18 protein-coding genes and 2 pseudogenes are annotated in these 18,498 nt (G+C 58.4%); 7 read left to right on the top strand and 13 right to left on the bottom strand.

All coding sequences use genetic code 11. The features are described 5' to 3' along the window. Positions 1–155: 155 nt before the first annotated feature. The 7 genes and pseudogenes from IRT44_RS06890 to IRT44_RS06860 form a co-directional block, all read right to left on the bottom strand. On the bottom strand, positions 156–1,115 hold the full coding sequence (locus tag IRT44_RS06890; protein WP_171566071.1) for a sporulation protein: 960 nt from the start codon (positions 1,113–1,115) through the stop codon (positions 156–158). A 37-nt stretch (positions 1,116–1,152) separates the two neighbouring features. Continuing rightward, the gene (locus IRT44_RS06885) at positions 1,153–2,031 is read right to left on the bottom strand and encodes an arginase family protein (RefSeq protein ID WP_230077654.1); all 879 of its coding nucleotides are present in this window, start codon (positions 2,029–2,031) and stop codon (positions 1,153–1,155) included. Positions 2,032–2,129: 98 nt separating this feature from the next. Beyond that, complete coding sequence (gene copZ / locus IRT44_RS06880; RefSeq protein WP_029100895.1) at positions 2,130–2,330, bottom strand: copper chaperone CopZ; 201 nt, start codon at positions 2,328–2,330, stop codon at positions 2,130–2,132. A gap of 191 nt (positions 2,331–2,521) precedes the next feature. Beyond that, positions 2,522–2,683 carry a hypothetical protein gene (locus tag IRT44_RS06875; RefSeq protein ID WP_171566070.1) on the bottom strand — a complete coding sequence of 54 codons (162 nt, stop codon included), beginning with the start codon at positions 2,681–2,683 and terminating at the stop codon, positions 2,522–2,524. After that, a pseudogene (locus IRT44_RS06870) lies at positions 2,680–4,977 on the bottom strand (heavy metal translocating P-type ATPase); the annotation flags it as partial. The gene IRT44_RS06875 and the pseudogene IRT44_RS06870, both read right to left, overlap by 4 nt. A gap of 155 nt (positions 4,978–5,132) precedes the next feature. Next, complete coding sequence (locus IRT44_RS06865) at positions 5,133–6,050, bottom strand: pseudouridine-5'-phosphate glycosidase (protein WP_230077653.1); 918 nt, start codon at positions 6,048–6,050, stop codon at positions 5,133–5,135. Positions 6,051–6,053: 3 nt separating this feature from the next. Beyond that, positions 6,054–7,154: a carbohydrate kinase gene (locus tag IRT44_RS06860; protein WP_230077652.1), complete on the bottom strand. Its 1,101-nt coding sequence runs from the start codon at positions 7,152–7,154 to the stop codon at positions 6,054–6,056. A gap of 257 nt (positions 7,155–7,411) precedes the next feature. Here IRT44_RS06860 and IRT44_RS06855 point away from each other — a divergent pair, with 257 nt between their 5' ends. The 7 genes from IRT44_RS06855 to IRT44_RS19370 all read left to right on the top strand — a co-directional run bounded on the left by IRT44_RS06855 (position 7,412) and on the right by IRT44_RS19370 (position 11,551). Continuing rightward, complete coding sequence (locus IRT44_RS06855) at positions 7,412–7,567, top strand: hypothetical protein (protein ID WP_230077651.1); 156 nt, start codon at positions 7,412–7,414, stop codon at positions 7,565–7,567. A gap of 170 nt (positions 7,568–7,737) precedes the next feature. Further along, the gene (locus tag IRT44_RS06850) at positions 7,738–8,184 is read left to right on the top strand and encodes a MarR family winged helix-turn-helix transcriptional regulator (RefSeq protein ID WP_171566065.1); all 447 of its coding nucleotides are present in this window, start codon (positions 7,738–7,740) and stop codon (positions 8,182–8,184) included. Between the two features lie 119 nt (positions 8,185–8,303). Next, a complete protein-coding gene (locus IRT44_RS06845) occupies positions 8,304–8,930 on the top strand; it encodes an FMN-dependent NADH-azoreductase (protein ID WP_171566064.1) in 627 nt (208 codons plus the stop codon). Positions 8,931–9,008: 78 nt separating this feature from the next. After that, positions 9,009–9,395 (top strand): DoxX family protein, encoded by a 387-nt coding sequence (locus IRT44_RS06840; RefSeq protein ID WP_171566062.1) that lies wholly within the window; start codon positions 9,009–9,011, stop codon positions 9,393–9,395. A gap of 62 nt (positions 9,396–9,457) precedes the next feature. Beyond that, entirely contained in the window at positions 9,458–10,240 is a 783-nt protein-coding gene (locus IRT44_RS06835) for a pirin family protein (RefSeq protein ID WP_230077650.1), read from the top strand. A gap of 273 nt (positions 10,241–10,513) precedes the next feature. Continuing rightward, positions 10,514–11,056: a serine hydrolase domain-containing protein gene (locus IRT44_RS19375; protein WP_326838942.1), complete on the top strand. Its 543-nt coding sequence runs from the start codon at positions 10,514–10,516 to the stop codon at positions 11,054–11,056. Positions 11,057–11,092: 36 nt separating this feature from the next. After that, positions 11,093–11,551 carry a serine hydrolase family protein gene (locus tag IRT44_RS19370; RefSeq protein ID WP_212133018.1) on the top strand — a complete coding sequence of 153 codons (459 nt, stop codon included), beginning with the start codon at positions 11,093–11,095 and terminating at the stop codon, positions 11,549–11,551. Between the two features lie 57 nt (positions 11,552–11,608). On the opposite strand, the gene IRT44_RS06825 is transcribed toward IRT44_RS19370, so the two are convergent. The 6 genes and pseudogenes from IRT44_RS06825 to IRT44_RS06800 all read right to left on the bottom strand — a co-directional run bounded on the left by IRT44_RS06825 (position 11,609) and on the right by IRT44_RS06800 (position 18,495). Next, positions 11,609–13,126 carry a succinyl-CoA:acetate CoA-transferase ScpC gene (locus IRT44_RS06825; RefSeq protein WP_230077649.1) on the bottom strand — a complete coding sequence of 506 codons (1,518 nt, stop codon included), beginning with the start codon at positions 13,124–13,126 and terminating at the stop codon, positions 11,609–11,611. Between the two features lie 163 nt (positions 13,127–13,289). Beyond that, complete coding sequence (locus IRT44_RS06820) at positions 13,290–13,961, bottom strand: LytR/AlgR family response regulator transcription factor (protein ID WP_212133017.1); 672 nt, start codon at positions 13,959–13,961, stop codon at positions 13,290–13,292. Between the two features lie 176 nt (positions 13,962–14,137). Continuing rightward, positions 14,138–15,561 (bottom strand): annotated as a pseudogene (locus IRT44_RS06815) (alanine/glycine:cation symporter family protein). A gap of 311 nt (positions 15,562–15,872) precedes the next feature. Beyond that, a complete protein-coding gene (locus IRT44_RS06810) occupies positions 15,873–16,193 on the bottom strand; it encodes a hypothetical protein (RefSeq protein ID WP_171566055.1) in 321 nt (106 codons plus the stop codon). Between the two features lie 155 nt (positions 16,194–16,348). Further along, positions 16,349–17,800 carry a sensor histidine kinase gene (locus IRT44_RS06805; protein WP_230077648.1) on the bottom strand — a complete coding sequence of 484 codons (1,452 nt, stop codon included), beginning with the start codon at positions 17,798–17,800 and terminating at the stop codon, positions 16,349–16,351. After that, positions 17,800–18,495: a response regulator transcription factor gene (locus IRT44_RS06800; RefSeq protein WP_171566052.1), complete on the bottom strand. Its 696-nt coding sequence runs from the start codon at positions 18,493–18,495 to the stop codon at positions 17,800–17,802. The genes IRT44_RS06805 and IRT44_RS06800 overlap by 1 nt, the downstream gene beginning before the upstream one ends. Between the last annotated feature and the right edge of the window lie 3 nt (positions 18,496–18,498).

The raw sequence follows: 18,498 nt of genomic DNA, 5'->3' as shown, positions 1-18,498 counted from the left end.
GGCGGGCTCGGACTCCTCCCGGGCGGACAAGAAACAGGGCTTTCGACCGAAGCCCTATGCGTATCGTCCATGTCGTTTTCCCCGTCCGTGATTCCACACGCCAACACGAAAAAACCACCGCCTCCCCGGAAAGGGAAACGGTGGGCGCACTGTAATTACAGTTCGTCAAAGCCGTCGAAATCGAAATCCAATCCCGCTTCTTCAAACATGTCACCGGCCGACTCTCCGATCTCCTCCATGACCTCGCCCAGCAGCATGCCGCCCAGGAAACCGGCCGCCATGCCGCCGATCATGCCGGCCATGCCATGGCCGTGGTGACCGTAGTGTCCCTGGTGACCGTGCGGCGGCTGACCGTAGGACGCCATCGACACGTACGGAATCGCCTGCGGATTTTCCGCATAGGTGCGAAGCGTATCCAACAGGAAACGGGAAAGCTCCTCTTCCCGGTCGGCAGCCAGCAGGTCCTGCGGCACGACGATCTCCGCCTTGCGCTCCATCTCTCCGCCGAACCTGCCGGGAACAGCCAGATCCAGCTCCGTCAACAGGCGCAGCTCACCCGGTGTGGAGAGGAAGACGACCTCCAGTTCCTTGAGCGGGATGTCCAGCGGCCGTCCCGTGAAAAACGAAAACTCCTGACCGTACGGCGTGAGCTTGCCGGAGTCGGGCTTTTGCCGCAGATCGAGGCGGGCCAGTGCGTTCAGCACGCGTTCCACCGGTTCCGGCGGCAGCACCTGCACCGGATCCAGGTCGGTCGGGTCAAGCGCCCGTTCCACATCCAGCTTGGTGTGCAGGTAGTACTGAACGGACGGTGTCGACACGGCCAACCCTGCCGGCAGTTCAAAGGCAAACGGAATCTCCTGCACAAAGGGCTTCGGCTGCACGGTGAAGCTGCGGCTGACCGGGTACGTATGCACCGGACGCGTTACCTCCTGCCCCCGCACGTTCACCTTCATCATCAGCAGGACGCTCAGTTCGGAGATGCGCTGTTCCACGCTGCCTCCTTCGATGCGAATCGCGCCCGTGATCGTCTCTCCCAACCGGTAGGCAGGGCGATCCAGCCTAAGATCCACTGTCGCCGCTCCCACTCCCAGTTTGGCCATCAGCTTTTTCAGCAAGACCCTTTCCCCCTTTTATATAAGCAACAGTTTATATTTATATCGTATCAGATCCAGAGGGGGTTTTGCGAGCAGCCAGTGCGCGGCCAAGCAGCCGAACCAGTCGGCTGGCCTGCTCACCTGTCACGTCCCGCAATGCAGAAAATTCCGTCACATTTACCCCGACGACGCGCGGATCGGCCAGCACAGTGCTCAGCAGTTCCTCCGTCTGCGCCAGCGACAGGCCGGTTTCGCTCGGTGAATAGGCGGCTGCCATTGCCTCCTTGTGCATCACGTCGACGTCAAAGTGGACGAGGATATGCGCATCAGAAGGGATCGCCTGCAAGACGTCGGCTGCCAGCGGGCCCGGTCCCCGTTCACACAACTGATCAAGCGTGACGATCTCTACTCCTAAGGTCTCGTCCGGCATCTGCTGGCACCCCAATACGGCGATGCGGTCCGCTGTCCATCCGGTCTCCTCGATCCAGACGCCGCCGCCCTGCAGCAAAAACCACAGGCCCATGCCAGCTGCTCCGACACAGCGGGAGGCTGAGGGCACCCTCGCGTCAACGTGGCCATCCAGCACCAGGAGGTACGCCTTGTCTCCATAGACGTCGCGAAACGCTTGCGCCGTCCCGACGATCACGCTGCAGTCGCCGCCGAGAAACAGGGAAAATTGGTCGCGGCCAAAGCAGCCGCGCGCCTCTTCGCGCAGCAGGTCCCAGACCATGCGCGGCGCCGGCCAGTTGCGAACAGGCGGAACGTTGTGCCGCGGCAGATAAGCGGGAAGGACGAGATCTCCCCGGTCGGTTGCCGGTATACCCTGCTCCTGCAGAACGGTCATCAAACCCGCCGCCCGCAAAGCGGCTGGCGCCAGTTCCGTACCGGAGACATAGGCGCCGGAGTAGATGGGAATGCCTGTTATCGTTACATTCACCGCGCTCCCTCCTTAAATCAAGCTGCTTCCATTTTATCATAGCCTGATTTTCCCATCCCGGATCGTGTTCGCCAGCCGAGGGGCACTGCCGCCAGGTGTCAGACTACATCGTATCCCTGGTCTTCGATCGCTTCCTTGATCGCCTCCAACGTCAGGGCGTTCTCGTCATAGCTGACCTCCACCGTTTTGGCGGCCAGATCCACTTTTCCGGATGCGCCCAATTCCTTCAGTGCCTTTTCAATCGCGTTGACGCAGTGATTGCACGACATTCCTTCCACGCGCAGCGTTACGTTTTGCATGATGATCGCTCCTTTTTCCTGTTTTCTGTATGCTTTCTGTCCGCCTGCCGCCGCCTCTGCATTTCACGGGACCGGATGCAGGCGGGCTGGTGATTGCCGGTCGGGCCGCAGACCTACGAGCCGCGATTGCGTTTAACCGGCTGACTGTGAGGCGGTATGATCCGCCGCCGCTGGCCGGTCTTAGCTGCGGCTTACTGCGCGGCAAGGACGGCCGGCTGATTCAGGGAGTGGTTCTCCTGCTGCTGATGCGGAGCTTCTCCTGGAGTTGCAACCGCTTCGTACAGCAGGTAGCCGCCGATGACGAGTAAAAGGTACACGACGCCGGAAAGCGCCCATGCAGCTGTGCGGCTCATCTCATCGCCCCTTCGTTTCTTGTGATTCCAGGTTCCAGTTTGACGCGCTGCAGGCGCAGGGCGTTCAGCACGACCGACACCGAGCTGAAGGCCATCGCCGCTCCGGCCAGCCAGGGCGCGAGGAAGCCCAGCGCCGCCACAGGGATGCCCAGCGTGTTGTAGGCAAAGGCCCAGAACAGGTTCTGCTTGATGTTGCGGATGGTTTTGCGGCTCATCAGGATCGCGTCGGCTACGCCGTTTAGATCGCCGCGCATCAGGGTAATGTCTGCCGCCTCCATGGCCACGTCCGTTCCGGTGCCGATCGCCATCCCAATGTCGGCGGTGGCCAGTGCGGGCGCGTCATTGATCCCGTCGCCCACCATCGCTACCCTGCGGCCCTGCTGCTGCAGCTTTTTCACTTCGTCCGCCTTTCCTTCCGGCAGCACTTCCGCGATCACCCGATCGATTCCCGTCTGGCGGGCGATCGCCTCCGCCGTCTGCCGATTGTCGCCGGTGATCATGACGACCTCCAGTCCCATCGCCTTCAAGCGCTGCACCGCCTCGCGGGACGTCGGCTTGATCGTATCGGCCACCGCCACCAGCCCGGCCAGCCGGCCGTCCACGGCCACCAGCATTGCCGTTTTGCCCTCCTGCTCGAGCCGTGCCATTGCCTCCGCCACCTGGTCAAACGGGATCTGATGCCTGTCCAGGAGACGTCGCGTCCCTACCAGCACCTCCCTGCCGTCTACTGCGGCGCGGATGCCAAACCCGGGAACCGCCTCAAACGTGTCGGCGGCTCCGCTCAGCGTGACGCCCCTGTCGACAACTCCCTTGACGATCGCCTGAGCCAGCGGATGCTCGGAGTGTTTCTCCGCCGCTCCCACCAGCGCCAGCAGCTCCGCTTCCTCCATCCCGTAGGCCAGCACGTCAGTCAGCGCCGGCTCCCCTTTCGTCACCGTGCCCGTTTTGTCCAGCACGATCACATCCAGCTTGTGGGCCGTCTCCAGGTGTTCACCGCCCTTGAACAAAATCCCCAGTTCAGCGGCTCTGCCCGATCCGGCCATGATCGAGGTGGGCGTCGCCAGCCCCAACGCGCACGGGCAGGCGATCACCAGCACGGCGATGCCTTTCTCCAGCGCGGAGGCGAAGTCCCCCGGCGTCACCAGCAGGTACCAGACGGCAAAGGTAACGAGCGCGATGCCGACGACGACCGGCACGAAGATGCCGGAAATGCTGTCAGCCAGCCGCTGAATGGGCGCTTTGGAGCCCTGCGCCTCTTCCACGACCCGGATGATCTGGGCCAAGGCTGTCTCCTTGCCCACTTTGGTCGCCCGCACTTTGAGAAAACCGTGTTTGTTCAGCGTGGCGCCGATGACCTCGTCGCCCGCCGCCTTGTCGACAGGAACGCTTTCACCGGTCAGCATCGATTCATCGACCGCCGATTGTCCCTCCAGCACGATGCCGTCAACAGGCACCTTTTCCCCCGGCTTCACGTGGATGATGTCGCCCGGACGCACGTCTTCCACCGGAATCGTCAGCTCCTCGCCGTTACGGACCACCACGGCCGTCTTCGCTCTCAGACCCATCAGCTTGCGAATCGCCTGTGACGAACGCCCCTTGGCCTTTGCCTCAAACAGCTTGCCGAGCAGAATCAGCGTAATCAGCACGGCGCTCGTCTCAAAATAGAGCTCCGTCATGTGCGCCCCCGACCCGATGGAGCGAACCGCCAGGTAGAGACTGTAAAAGTAGGCGGCCGATGTGCCCAAGGCGACCAGCACATCCATGTTGGCGCTGCCGTTGCGCAGTGCCTTGTAGGCGCCGACGTAAAACTGCCGGCCGACGATGAACTGCACCGGCGTCGCCAGCGCCAACTGCACCCACGGATTCATGAACATCTCCGGCAGCCAGATGAACGAAGTGAAGGAAAAATGGCTGACCATCGCCCACAAAAGGGGGAGGGAGAGGATCAGGGAAAAGAGAAACTTCCCGGTTTGCCGGTCGATTTCCTCCGCCCGGCGGTCAACCATCTCCGCATCAGTCTGATCGTCCTTGGCAGCCGCTTGATACCCCAGCTTTTCCACCTGACGGATCAGGTCGTCCACGCCGACCTGCCCCGCGTCGTATTCCACGGTGGCTGTCTCCATGGCCAGGTTGACGTTTGCCTCCAGCACCCCGGGCAATTTGTGCAGCCCCTTTTCGATCCGGGCCGCGCATGCCGCGCAGGTCATGCCGGAAATCGAAACCGTCGCTTCTTTTATTTTCGCGCTCATCGCGTCTTCCTCCGCATCAAGATACCCATGAGGGGTATATTTTTGGTAGTATTCCCTCCAAGGCTCCTGTTTATTACATGCCCATTATATAATACCCCGGGTGGGTATATCAAGCACTTGCGCTAACATCTTCTGCCAAAAAAAGGCGCCGTCCGTTTTTGGACAGCGCACAATGGCGGCCGCTGTTATTGCGTGCCGTTTCAGTTTTTCTTGGCGTGATAGGCGACGGCAATCTTCGCCGCTACTTCCGCGTTGTGTTTCACCAGAGCGATGTTGGTCTGCAGGCTCTTGCCGGCCGTCAACTGTTTGACCCGGTCGAGCAGGAATGGTGTCACTTGCTTTCCGGTGATGCCCTTTTCCTTGGCTTCCGCCAGCGCTTGCTGGATAACGGCTTCGATCTCGCGGTGATTCAGCGCGTCCGCTTCCGGCACCGGATTGGCGATGACCAGACCGCCGTTCAGTCCCAACTGCCACTTGGTGTCCATCAGCGTCGCCACTTCCTCCGGCGTGTCCAGGCGGAAATCGACACCAAAGCCGCTCTCGCGGGCAAAGAAGGACGGGAACTCAACCGTGCGGTAGCCGACCACCGGCACACCTTGCGTCTCCAGGTATTCCAGCGTGCGGCCCAGGTCGAGAATCGACTTGGCTCCGGCGCAGACGACGGCCACGTTGGTTTGGGCCAGTTCGGTCAGGTCAGCGGACACGTCCCAGGTGATCTCCCCTTCGCGGTGCACCCCGCCGATGCCGCCGGTGGCAAACACGCGGATGCCGGCCAACTGCGCGGCGATCATCGTGGCGGCTACAGTGGTGGCGCCGATTTTGCCGCTCTCCAGAATGTACGGAAAGTCGCGGCGGCTTACTTTTTCCACCGATTTGTTGGTGGCAAATTCCTCCAGTTCGGCCTCGGTCAGCCCGATCTTGATTTTTCCGTTCATGATCCCGATGGTGGCCGGCACGGCGCCGTTGTCGCGGATGATGCGCTCCACTTCTTTGGCCATTTCGATGTTTTGCGGGTACGGCATGCCGTGTGAGATGATCGTCGTCTCCAGCGCCACGACCGGCTGGTTGTTCTCCAGCGCGTGACGCACTTCTTCCGTGCAGGTGAGATATTGTTTCATGGATTATCGCTCCTTTTCATACTGGCTTACTGTTTGTGCGAGCTGTTCCGGCTGCAGCAGCGGCGAGACCGACTGCTCCGTCTGCAGGGTCAGGGCGGATGCGGCCAATCCGAGGCGGCAGGCTTGTCCGAATGGTTCATTGTTGACGATGCCGTATAAAAGTCCGGAGGCAAATGCGTCGCCCGCGCCGGTGACATCCACCACCTCTGTCGGATACGGGGCCAGGTGCTCCGCCTGCTCCGCCGATTGATAGTACACGCCTTGCTCGCCCAGCGTGACGACCACCCGCTTGACGCCCCGCTCCCGGATCTGACGGCACGCCTCGGCGCACTCCTCGATCGACGTGATTGACATGCCGGCCAGCAGTTCCGCCTCTTCCCGATTGGGCAGGATCGCGTCCACGCCGTCCAGTCTCTCCGGCAGTTTCTTCGCTTTCGCGGAAGAGACCGGATCGATATACAGCGGGATGTTTTCCTGTTTGCAGCGCTGGATGATGTACGCCAGGCAATCCGCCGGCAGATTGGTATCGAGAAAAACGGCCCGCGCTGCCGCGATATGGGACCACTTGTCTGCAAACATCTCCGGGGTAAGCGCGTCGTAGATGTCCATGTTGGCCAGCGAGACCACCATCTCCCCGTCGATGTCCAGAAGCGCGGTGTAGGTGCCCGTGCGTTGGGCCGGCAGCCGCCATACCTGGCTGACGTCCACGCCGTGTCTTTTCGTCTCCTGCAAAATCCATTCGCCCTCTTTGTCTTCACCGACGCAGCTGATCAGCGTGACGCTTGTGCCCAGCCGCCCCAGGTTTTCGGCGATGTTGCGCGCAACACCACCGCACGACTCGGTGATGGCCACCGGATTGGACGAATGCAGCCGCACTTTTTGCTTCCCGCGCGCCTTCCGGTCCAGGTTGGCTCCGCCGATGCAGACGATCCGCCCTTCGTCGCGCAGCACATAGGCACGTCCCTTGATCTCGCCCCGTTTGGTGAGCTGGGCGACGTACCCGGCCACCGCCGAGCGGGAAATGCCGATCTTGTCGGCCAGCTCCTGCTGGCTGATAAACGGATTTTCACGAATGTAGCGCAGGATGAGCTGTTCCTTGTCCACGCCCCTCCTCCTTTCTTCCGACATCATTCCCTGTTTCTTATCACATTCTCTTTCTAAACAAAAGTTTATCACATAAACAAATGTTTGAAAAGAAAAAACACACGCCCCTTTCCCCAGACAAGAAACGCGCCTGCCGCCCCGCAACCAATCTTCGGCGCACATCGGGATTGCGCCCGGCATGGGACAGGTATACCGAGACAAGCTGCATGAGCCGCCCTGTTTCGCGCACACTAAGCGAAAAACAGGTGGGATCTCAATTGGCTGATCAACGAGAAAAGCAAAATCACGAAGACGAGTATTTTTTCTTTGACCTGTCCGACGAAAGCCACGAAAAACTGCGGGATAAAGAACTGCGGGAAGCAAAGGAAAATCCGCTGGGCCCGCTGGAGGAAGTCACCAAAGTGGAATACTAGGCCGTACTGCCGGCACCCTCTGCCCGCTCGCATCGCAAGCACCAGGGGGTGTCGCCTTTCATGCCGCTATCCCCTGTCAGCTCGGCTAATTGACAAGACAATCCCTCTCGTGTACCATTATCTCAAATTAGAGATATTAAACATCAAAACAAAAAGGAGGGCCATCCTTTATGACAGATACGCAGCAGCGAAACGAGTCACTTGAGCTCCTGATTGCGCTGTCCCGTTCCTACAACTGGGTCACGGCCCATGTCAACCGCGACATCCGCCGCCATGGATTGAACCCGACAGAATTTGGCGTCCTGGAAGTCCTGTTTCATAAAGGCCCCCAACCGTTGCAGCAAATCGGCGAAAAAATCCTGATCTCCAGCGGAAACATTACCTACGTTGTGGATAAACTAGAAAAAAAGAAGCTGCTGGTACGCAAGCCCTGTGCAGAGGATCGGCGCGTCATTTACGCGGAGCTGACCGACCAGGGCAAACAGTTTTTGGCTGATATTTTTCCGTCCCACAAGGAAGCGATCGAAAAGGCTGTGAGCGGCCTTACCGCCGAGGAAAAACAGCAGGCGATCGCGCTGCTGAAAAAGCTGGGGAGGGCCGCGCAGGAACGATTTTAGAAAATGCCTGCTGCCCGCAGCCAATAAAGACCTTGACAAAACAGCGGAGAGATAATAATCTTGAAATCAAGATTTACAAAACAAAGGTTATTGACTTACAAAATGAAAGGAGAAACCGCATGAGCAAAGTTCTGTTTGTGAAAGCCAACAACCGTCCCATTGAACAATCCGTCAGCGTGAAGCTGTACCACGCGTTTCTGGATAGCTACAAAGAATCCCATCCGAACGACGAGGTAGTGGAACTGGACCTGTTTGCGGAAAACCTGCCTTACTACGACGTGACGAAAATCAACGCCATGTACAAATCCGGCCAAGGCATGGAGCTGACCGCAGAAGAACAGAAGGCAGCCGATCTGGTGAACAAGTATCTGAATCAGTTCCTGGAGGCCGACAAGGTGGTGTTCGCTTTCCCGCTGTGGAACTTCACCGTGCCTGCCGTGCTGCATACCTACATTGATTACCTGTGCCAGGCCGGCAAAACGTTTAAATACACCCCGGAAGGTCCGGTTGGCCTGCTGAACAACAAAAAAGTGGCCCTGCTGAACGCGCGCGGCGGCATCTACTCCGAAGGTCCGGCTGCGGCGGCGGAAATGGCTGTAAACTTTGTACAAAACGTCCTCGGCTTCCTCGGAGTGAAAGACATCTCCACCGTGATCGTGGAGGGGCACAACCAATTCCCGGACAAAGCCGAAGCGATCGTGCAGGAAGGCTTGGAAAAGGCAGCAAAACTGGCGGAGACCTTCTAAGGCCCGCCGGCCTTTTCGGACAAACATCTTGATTTTGAGATATTTAAAATTAAAATATATGAAGGAGAGATGAACATCATGATGGATCTTGGTTTGTTGATCATTCGTCTGGTCGTGGGATTGACGTTTGCGGGGCACGGCGCCCAAAAACTGTTTGGCTGGTTCGGGGGCCACGGATTGAAAGGAACCGGCGGATGGATGGAGTCCATCGGATTGAAGCCGGGCGTTACCATGGCGCTGTTGGCCGGACTGGGTGAGCTGGTGGGCGGCCTGCTGTTTGCCGCCGGTGTCGGCACGTGGGTCGGTGCGCTGTTGATCGCCCTGACCATGCTGGTGGCAATCGTCAAAGTTCACGGCGCCAATGGCTACTGGGTGACGCAAAACGGATACGAATACAACCTGGTGCTGATTGCGGTGGCAATCGGAGTGGCCCTGATCGGCCCCGGCGCTTACGTCCTGTTCTGATCATCGCACGATAAATGGTAGCTTTCGGAGACCGCATCCCTGTGTTGAAGGAGGAACTGCACATGCACATCGCTGTTTATTCGCCAAACGAACAAGGCAAAGGTCATTTCGGCAGCGGCGAGATCGTGGAGAACAAACCGATCGGTTTTCCGCACGAACACTCGGCTGTCAAGCGCGTCGGCCCGCTGTTTTACTGGGCCTGGGCCAAATCGCTGGCCACGTTTGAGATTCCCCTGCATCCCCACTCCGGTTTTGAAATCATTTCGTACGTCTTGACAGGCACGGTGGGGCATCGCGATACGCTTGGCAACCTGCAGCAGGTCTCGACCGGTGGCGCACAGGTCATGCAGACCGGCTCAGGCGTCTATCACGCGGAAGAACTGCCGGCGGGAACGGAAATGTTTCAGATCTGGTTTGAACCGCATCTGGCCCGCGCCGTCAAGGAAGCACCCACGTACCATCAATACGACCATGAACAGTTTCCCGTGGAGGAAGCGGACGGCGTCCGGATCAAACATGTGATCGGCCCACAGGCGCCCATCCGGCTCGTGACCGACGCGGAGATGGCCGATATTGAGATCGCGGCAGGACAATCCTGGACCTATTCTCTTCCGGACGGATACGCTCTGGCGGCCGTGGTGGTGAGCGGCCGCGGCACTGCCTGGCCGCAGCGGCAGGCGGACGGCGGCCCTGCGGACAACGCTCCCCTGGAAACAGGCGACTTCACCGTCGTCACAACCAACGGGACGGAATCGGTCGTTTTCCAAGCCGATCCGGGTGAATCGCTGCGCCTCGTCGCCATCCGCGTCCCCGCCGAGGTGGAGTACCCGCTGTATCGCAAATAATCGCAGCGGCAAAAGCGAGGCCGTCACGCAGAAAGTGACGGCCTTTTTATTATGTTCGCGCCTCCTCCGCAAGCTGATCGGCCGGCCGATTTCTAAGTCTGGCCAGCCCCTTGTTAAACTTTTGTTTGAAAGGAAAAGTGACGCATTTCCTCCTCCCATTCACGGTTTTCCCCTTCATTCATCCGTTTTTCCGGCAGGAATTTCCCCGTTTTCCCGCGAAAAAGACGTACATACGTTCGCCCTTTCATTTCCATCGATTCGGAGGAGAGTCACATGCTGCCCTGTAAACCGACTGCCGCCTTTGATTCCTTGTTCGAATACGCCGAGCGGATCAACCGGCTGAACGGCGGTACCGCCTGCGCCATCTACGTCATCCAGCGCGGCCGCATCGTCGCGGAGCACTACAGCGGCCACCACTCCCACGCAGCCGATGCCCGTCCGGCGGCTGCCGATTCGCAGTTTCACGTCGCTTCCGTCCGCAAAAGCTACATCGGCTTTGCGGTCGCCTGGGCTGTGCACTCCGGCGGCATCGCCTCGCTGGACGAACCGGTCTCCCGCTACCTCTCTACGGATGAGGACAGCCGCCGCCTGCTGGACGGAGTCGCCGTCCGCCATTTGTTGACCCACACGCACGGACTGGATCGCGATGGCGATGGCCGGCTGGTCAGCCGCTTCGCACCGGGCACCGACTGGGCTTACAACAACACGGGCATCCAACTGCTCACCGAGCTGGTTCCCCGGGTGACCGGACTGACCGTCGCCGAATTGCTGGAGGAGAAGATTTTTGCCCCGCTCGGCTGGCGGGAGACCGGCTAGCGTACCGCTCCGGCGGAAACGCTGGTGCCGGTCATCATGGATCAGAAGGATACCGCCAAGCTGCTGGTTCACCCGGACCCGTCCGGTGCGGAACCCAATCTGCACGTTTCCGCGCGGGAGCTTGCCTGGTGGGGGTATCTCCACCTGAAAGCCGGTCAGCTCAACGGCAAGCAAATCGCTCCGGAAGCGGTATTTCGCCTGTCCGTGTCCTGCCAGTCGCCCTCGTCGCTGCCCCCCGGCCTGCCTCAAAACGGCTGTCTCTGGTTCGTCAATTCGGGGCCGTCGCCGCAGTACATCATCGGGGACAGCGTTCCCCGGGGCTCATACAAGATCGTCGGCCATTCCGGACCGCTCCTGCTCGTCGTTCCGGAACTGGACCTGGTGTTGGTCCGTATGGCCAACAAAAACGGCAACTACGAGGATGAGCAGGGCACCTATCTCGATTACCTGAAAGCGTTCAGCGACCGCGCCGTGGCAGCGGCCAAACGGGCGTAACCACCGCCTGGGCCCTGCTGATGGGCCAAGCTCGAAACGAACAAACGGTCTCCCCCGTCAGCGGGAGGAGACCGTTGTCATATCGAGCATCGTGCCTTCCCTGGCGAACCGCGTGTGCCAGGAGAACGCTTTTTCCAGCACATGCGGCGTATGGCCGCCGCGCGCCAGCGCTTCCCGGAAGTAGTCGCGCAGTTGATCACGATAGAGCGGGTGGGCGCAGTTCTCGATGATCAGCCGGGCCCGTTCGCGCGGCGCCAGACCGCGCAGGTCGGCCAATCCCTGCTCCGTGACGACGATATCGACGTCGTGCTCCGTGTGGTCCACGTGGGAGACAAACGGAACGATGCTGGAGATCTTGCCGCCCTTGGCCACCGACTTGGTGACAAATATCCCCAGGCGGGCATTGCGGGCAAAGTCGCCGGACCCGCCGATGCCGTTCATCATACGCGTCCCCAGGACGTTGGTCGAATTGACGTTGCCGTAGATGTCAAACTCCAGGGCAGTGTTGATGGAGATGAGCCCCAGACGGCGGATTATCTCGGGATGGTTGCTGATCTCCTGCGGCCGCAGCACCAGCTTGTCGCGGTACGCGTGGAAGTTGGCTGCCACCTGTTTCATTTTCTCCGCCGTCAGCGTGATCGAACAACCGGACGCAAATGTCACCTTGCCTGCGTCAATCAGCTCAAACACAGCGTCCTGCAGCACCTCGGAATACACCGTCAAACCGGAAAACTCCGACTCCAAAAATCCGTTGAACACCGCATTGGCGACTGAACCGATACCGGACTGCAACGGCATCAGGTTTCGCGGCAACCGCCCTTTTTTCACTTCATGACGCAAAAACTCGATCAAATGGCCGGCCATCACCGCCGTTTCCTCATCCGGCTCGGCGATCGTGGACGGAGAGTCCCACTGCTCAGTGATGACGATGCCCTTCACTTTCTCCGGGTCGACCGGAATGCCCTTTTGCCCGATCCGCTGTTCGGCCGAGGTCAGCGGGATCGGCGCACGTTCCCCCTGCCGGCCTGGCGTGTAGATGTCGTGGATGCCTTCCAGCGCGAGCGGCTGTGCCACGTTCAGCTCGATGATGACGTGCTTGGCATGTTCCACGAAGACGTTGGAATTGCCCACAGAGGTCGACGGAATGATCATCCCGTCTTCCGTTACTGCAACCGCTTCCACGATTGCATAATCAATCGGGTCCATCACTCCCGCGCGGATCAGCTCGGCCGTATGGGACAAATGCTGATCGACAAACAGCAGTTCTCCCTCGTTGATCTTTTGCCGCATCACCGAATCCACCTGAAACGGCAGCCGCTTGCCGACTATTCCCGCTTCCGCCAACACCGTGTCCACGCCGGAGCCCAGTGACGCCCCCGTGTATACGTTGACGGTAAGCGGCCGTCTCCCCTGTTTTGCCTGTTTTGCCAGGGCGACCGGCACGACCTTGGCGTCACCGGCCCGTGTAAACCCGCTCAGCCCGAGGGTCATGCCATCCTCAATCCAGCTTGCCGCTTCCTCTGCCTGGACGATTTTGTCTCGCAGGCGTTGATCGCGTAAGCGCTCCCATACCATGTTAGCCACCTGCCCATTTCGTTCGTCTGTTTGCTACCACAGTAGCACATCCAAACTGAACGAGCACTCGATTTCCCGCAAGCCAGAAAATGCGGCGGCAGGCCAGAAAAAACACCCCTGAACATCAACGGCGCCCAACGACAGGCCCAGGGCTTAACGTCCCTTAAAACCCGAGCCTTTGCCGGAAATGGCTGGCGTAGGACTGGCTGACCGGCACGCGGGTCCGCTGCTTGTCTTTCATCTCCAGCATGAATGTAGAATGAAAATGCGGATGGATAAAGCCAACCGCTTCGATATTGACCAGATAGCTCCGATGGCAGCGCACGAACTGTTCGGGCGGCAGCATTCGTTCCAGTTCGGTCAGGCTGTAGCGGTTGACGTACGAGCCGTTTGCCGTGTGCAGCAGCGTTTTGCCCTCGTGTGAACGGATAAACATGATGTCCGACACGTGGACAGGCAGCCAGCCGTTGTCCGTCTTGCCGGTCAGCACGGTCAGCGCCGGCAGCGGCGCCATATGCGGCATCAACACCCGAGGGTATATCGCAGTGACGCAGCCCTCGAGCCGTGCGCCGCGCACAAGCGGCAGCGAGACACCGTAATAGGGAACGCCAAACACCCGGCTTTCCACGTATTGCGCCACTTTCCGGCGAGCAGTAAGCGCTTTGTGCGTCGCCGAGCCTTCCCGCACTGCGTCGCCCGGTTTGATTTTCAGGTCGATGCTGGCGCTGGGCTGATAGTAAATGTAGCGGGAATCGTCCGAGACGGCGATCGACACGCCCTCCGGGATCACTTCACCGATCATCTGCAATACTTCGGGAACCAGTGTTTTCTCCATGCTTCATCCCTCTGCCATGAAAATGGATGTGTACTTTTATTAAAACACAATTGCGCCTGCTCCGGACGAACTCTCCTCTCTTTTCCACCGGCGGCGCCGATTTCGCAATTTGAACGGCAACGGAAAAAGACCCCGGCGCTGCATGTGCAGTCCGAGGTCTTTTCACCATTACGACATTACGACGTTTTCCTTCTGGACATATCCGACTCGCCCTGGTACTTGTATTCTTTCTCCCAGAAATCCGCGTCGGCAATGCCCACCTTGACCGGATCGAATACCGGGTCTTTCCCTTCTTTCATCTGGCGTTCATAGTCCTTCAACACGGCCAGCGCCGGCTTGGTGAGCAGCAGAATGGCGATGATGTTCAGCCACGCCATGCTGCCGACGCCAATGTCCCCCAAGGTCCAGGCCAGACCTGCCGTCTTCACGCTTCCGTAGAAGGTAACCCCCAGGATGACGATCTTCAAGGCGTACTCCGTCCAGGGCCGCTTCACGTAGCGGTTGAGATAGGCCAGGTTGGTCTCCGCCATGTAGTAGTAGGCCATGATCGTGGTAAAGGCAAAGAACAGGAGCGCAATCGCGACAAACGGTGCGCCGAAGCCGGGAAACACCGACTCGATAGCCTGCTGGGTATAAATCGGACCCGGCTCGACGTTACCCAGGTTGTTCACGATGGGCGCCGCTCCTTCAGGCGTTACGTTGTACATGCCGGTAATCAAAATCATGAAAGCGGTTGCAGAACAGACAAACCACGTATCCACGTAGACGGAGAACGCCTGAACCAGCCCCTGCTTGGCAGGATGGGACACTTCTGCTGCGGCGGCTGCATGCGGCGCGGTCCCCTGCCCCGCTTCGTTGGAATAGATCCCCGCTTCACACCCCAGGAGATGGCGGCGCCGAGAATGCCGCCGAAGGCAGCGTCCACACCAAACGCACTTTGGAAGATCAGCTTCAACACGCCAGGCAATTGGTTAATGTTCATAATGACAATAATCAAGGCCACCAAAATATAACCCAGCGCCATAAACGGCACGACTACCTGTGCTACATTGGCAATCCGCTTGACGCCGCCGAAGATGATCGCAGCCAACAACACGACCAGGAAAATACCCGTAATGGCAGGGTGGATATTAAAGGCGTTTTCGATCCCCGCCGCGATGCTGTTTGCCTGCACACCCGGCAGCAGCACGCCCGTTGCAATGACGGTCACCACTGCAAACAAGACAGCGTACCATTTCAGCTTCAGCCCTTTTTCAATGTAATAGGCAGGGCCGCCGCGAAACTGGCCATCTTGTTTGGTTTTGTACACCTGACCCAAGGCGGCTTCGACGAACGCCGAACCTGCCCCCAAAAAGGCCATCATCCACATCCAGAAGACCGCACCCGGTCCCCCTGCAGCGATCGCGGTCGCCACGCCGGCGATGTTGCCCGTCCCGACACGGCCGGACAGCGCCATCGACAAGGCTTGGAAAGACGATACCCCTGCCTCGGAGCTCTTTCCTTCAAACATGTGCTTGATCATGGCTTTAAAGTGTCTCAGCTGCAGAAACCGGGTCGCCAACGAGTAAAACAAGCCTGTCCCCAAACAGAGATAAATCATTGCAGGACTCCAAATAAGGTCGTTGATCCACGTAATGATTGCTTCCAAATAAATTGCCCCCTTTCAAAATCTTTCGATATTATGCAATTATAAAATATTTCGTTTGTTCATACAACTGGAAATAATTTCGACACCGTCCGAAACCAGACCAGCCAATGAATCACCGTCATATTGAATACCCACTGTCTTGCGAGAAAACGTATGGCCGCCAAAACAAAAAAGGACGGTAAAAACCGTCCTGACATATATGGATACATGGAGGGATGCGGGGAAAGAGTGGTGTTGCTCGCCTATGACCGAATGTCTCGCCGTTAGTTCTGGGCGGAATCGGTAGTAGATTCGGAACCTGTCGAACCCGAATCGGTGGAGCCGGTGGTGTCAGAAGCCCCCGTCGAGGCGTCGGACGTGCCGGCATTCGAGTCAGCTACACCAGCATTCGCGTTCGATTGTTCTTGAGAAACCGAGCTGTCGGTCGATTGGTTTTCCGTTTGAGTAGACGTCTCCGGAGTCGTGGCACTTCCGCCGTCCTGCTGTGTTGCCGGTTCCGGCGTGTCCGTTCCATTGGAGCATGCCACCAGGCTGCCGGACAGCAGTACAGCCACAGCGGCCAGGGATACCCATGTTTTTTTCATGTTCATTCTCCCCTTTCGTTTCAAGGTTCATGACGACCTCGCCGTCACACTCATAGCGTAACGGGAAAAGATAGCCATTCCGTGAGCGAAGTGGGAAAAAACCATGAACAAACTATGAAAAAATCATGACCGTCCCGAACCGCTTCGACGCCGTATTACTGCGCTTGCGCCTGACGGTACTTTTCCACGGTCGGCAGCCAGACCGTAAACGTGGTTCCCAAGCCCGGCTCGCTTTCCACCGTGATGGTTCCGTCGTGCAGTTCGACCAGCTCTTTGACGATCGCCAGCCCCAACCCCGTGCCCTTGTTTTTCTTGGAACGTCCGCGATCTACCTTGAAAAACCGTTCCCAAATGCGCGGGAGGTCGTCTGCAGCGATGCCAATGCCGCTGTCGGCGACAGACATCTTCACCCACTCGCCATCCGGTTCTGCGGTGATGCGGATCGTCCCTTCGTCGGTAAATTTCACTGCATTTTTGACCAGGTTTTTCACAATTTGGGCGACACGGTCCTTATCGGCGTAGATCTTCGGCAGGTTGTCCGCCAGTGCCACCTCGATCTCCAGCCCTTTCTCCGCCGCTTCAGGGCGAAAGGCAAACGCCGTCTTGTTGATCACCTCGGCCACATCGACCGGGAATCTGGCCAGCGTCACCTCGTTGTTCTCCAATTTCATCAAATCCATCAGGTCGTCTACCAGACGGTTGATTTGCATCGTTTCCGAGTACATCACGGCGTAATACTTTTGCCGCGCTTCCTCCTCTTCCACCAGGCCGTCCTGCAGCGCCTCCAAAAAGCCTTGGATCGCCGTCAGCGGCGTCCGCAGCTCATGCGACACGTTGGCGAGAAAATCGTTGCGCACCCGCTCCAGGTGGTGCCGTTCCTGCTCCACCCGTTCCAGCTTTTCCGCCAACGTATTGATCGTCTGCGCAAGGTCGCTGATCTCGTCCGCCGTGTCTATCTTGACCCGCTCGGCGTAGTTGCCTCGTCCAATTTCCGTGGCCGTGCGCTCGATTTTTTTCAGCGGCCGGGAGATCGACCATGAGAGATAGGAGACCATTGCCGTGGACAGCAGGACGCCGAACAGGGTGGCCCAGAGGATGGTTTCCCGCATTTGGGCAAAGGTGCGCTCGATGCCTTCGATCGGGGCGTGCAGAATGATCCCCCCGTAGATCTCCTCTCCTTCTCCCCAGGGAATGGCGACGGAGAGCATCGGGTCCTCCAAGCCATCGATCTTCAGTTCCGTTACCGCGTTTTCCCCGTTCAGCACCTTGTTGGCGATCGACATCGCGACCGATTTTCCCGTAAACACTTCGTCTTTCATCGAGGTAGCGACAATCTTCCCATCAGCGTCAAACAGCCAGATGCGCACATCGTACGTTTCGTCCAGATTACGCAGTTGTTCCAGCAGACGTGCATTAACCCGACGGCTGTCATTTATCTGTACGTTCACTTTTTTCGCCTGGCGCAGCAGTTCCTGTTGCTTGGCATTGTAAAAGTATTCCTTGGCGAAAAAGGAGATCAACAGACCGGAGATGCCCAATCCGATCAGCACGGTGGCAAGATAGCTGAACAACAGGCGGCGGAAGATGCTTTTCGACATCCCCAGCATTACTTGTCCACCTCGAATTTGTAGCCGATTCCCCACACCGTGTGGATGCATTCGTAGGGAAGCTTGCTCAGCCGCTGCCTAATCTTTTTGATGTGCACGTCAATCGTGCGGATGTCGCCAAAATAGTCAAAACCCCAGATTTGTTCCAGCAATTGCTCACGCGAAAAGACGCTGCCCGGCGATTTTGCCAGATGGACCAGCAGGTCAAACTCCTTTGGGCGAAAGCTGATTTTTTCACCGGCTGCGATCACTTCCCGCTTGTCCAAATCAATGGACAACTGATCGAATGTGAGCAGGCGCGCCGCGTCTTCCTCCACCTTTTCCCTCGGCTGCATTCTTCTGAGGATGGCCCGAATCCTGGCCACCAGTTCACGCGGACTGAATGGTTTCGTTACATAATCGTCTGCCCCAAGCTCCAAGCCGAGCACACGGTCAAATTCTTCGTCCTTTGCCGTAAGCATGATGATCGGCGTGTCCCATCTTTTGCGGATTTCGCGGCACGCCTCAAAGCCGTCCATCTGCGGCATCATGACGTCGAGAATAATCATGTCCGGCGATTCTTTTTCCACCAGCTCCAGCGCTTGTCTGCCGTCGCTGGCCACTACCAGGTCAATCTGCTGCTTCGCAAAGTACAGGCGAATGATTTCGCATACGTTTGGATCGTCATCGGCTACCAACACCTTTGTATGGCTCATAGC

Source organism: Brevibacillus sedimenti, assembly GCF_020923495.1.
In the GTDB taxonomy this organism is placed as follows: Bacteria; Bacillota; Bacilli; order Brevibacillales; family Brevibacillaceae; genus Brevibacillus; species Brevibacillus aydinogluensis.
The sequence above is the reverse complement of the archived record's forward strand: the minus strand, read 5'-3'. Positions and strand labels throughout refer to the sequence as shown.

What these genes read in the sequence shown, in the direction of transcription:
- IRT44_RS06805 (WP_230077648.1), bottom strand. Translation starts at nt 17,800, where the DNA reads ATGCTGGGGATGTCGAAAAGCATCTTCCGCCGCCTGTTGTTCAGCTAT.
- IRT44_RS06825 (WP_230077649.1), bottom strand. Translation starts at nt 13,126, where the DNA reads ATGGTATGGGAGCGCTTACGCGATCAACGCCTGCGAGACAAAATCGTC.
- copZ (WP_029100895.1), bottom strand. Translation starts at nt 2,330, where the DNA reads ATGCAAAACGTAACGCTGCGCGTGGAAGGAATGTCGTGCAATCACTGC.
- IRT44_RS06800 (WP_171566052.1), bottom strand. Translation starts at nt 18,495, where the DNA reads ATGAGCCATACAAAGGTGTTGGTAGCCGATGACGATCCAAACGTATGC.
- IRT44_RS06810 (WP_171566055.1), bottom strand. Translation starts at nt 16,193, where the DNA reads ATGAAAAAAACATGGGTATCCCTGGCCGCTGTGGCTGTACTGCTGTCC.
- IRT44_RS06845 (WP_171566064.1), top strand. Translation starts at nt 8,304, where the DNA reads ATGAGCAAAGTTCTGTTTGTGAAAGCCAACAACCGTCCCATTGAACAA.
- IRT44_RS06840 (WP_171566062.1), top strand. Translation starts at nt 9,009, where the DNA reads ATGATGGATCTTGGTTTGTTGATCATTCGTCTGGTCGTGGGATTGACG.
- IRT44_RS06850 (WP_171566065.1), top strand. Translation starts at nt 7,738, where the DNA reads ATGACAGATACGCAGCAGCGAAACGAGTCACTTGAGCTCCTGATTGCG.
- IRT44_RS06865 (WP_230077653.1), bottom strand. Translation starts at nt 6,050, where the DNA reads ATGAAACAATATCTCACCTGCACGGAAGAAGTGCGTCACGCGCTGGAG.
- IRT44_RS19375 (WP_326838942.1), top strand. Translation starts at nt 10,514, where the DNA reads ATGCTGCCCTGTAAACCGACTGCCGCCTTTGATTCCTTGTTCGAATAC.
- IRT44_RS06820 (WP_212133017.1), bottom strand. Translation starts at nt 13,961, where the DNA reads ATGGAGAAAACACTGGTTCCCGAAGTATTGCAGATGATCGGTGAAGTG.
- IRT44_RS19370 (WP_212133018.1), top strand. Translation starts at nt 11,093, where the DNA reads ATGGATCAGAAGGATACCGCCAAGCTGCTGGTTCACCCGGACCCGTCC.
- IRT44_RS06835 (WP_230077650.1), top strand. Translation starts at nt 9,458, where the DNA reads ATGCACATCGCTGTTTATTCGCCAAACGAACAAGGCAAAGGTCATTTC.
- IRT44_RS06875 (WP_171566070.1), bottom strand. Translation starts at nt 2,683, where the DNA reads ATGAGCCGCACAGCTGCATGGGCGCTTTCCGGCGTCGTGTACCTTTTA.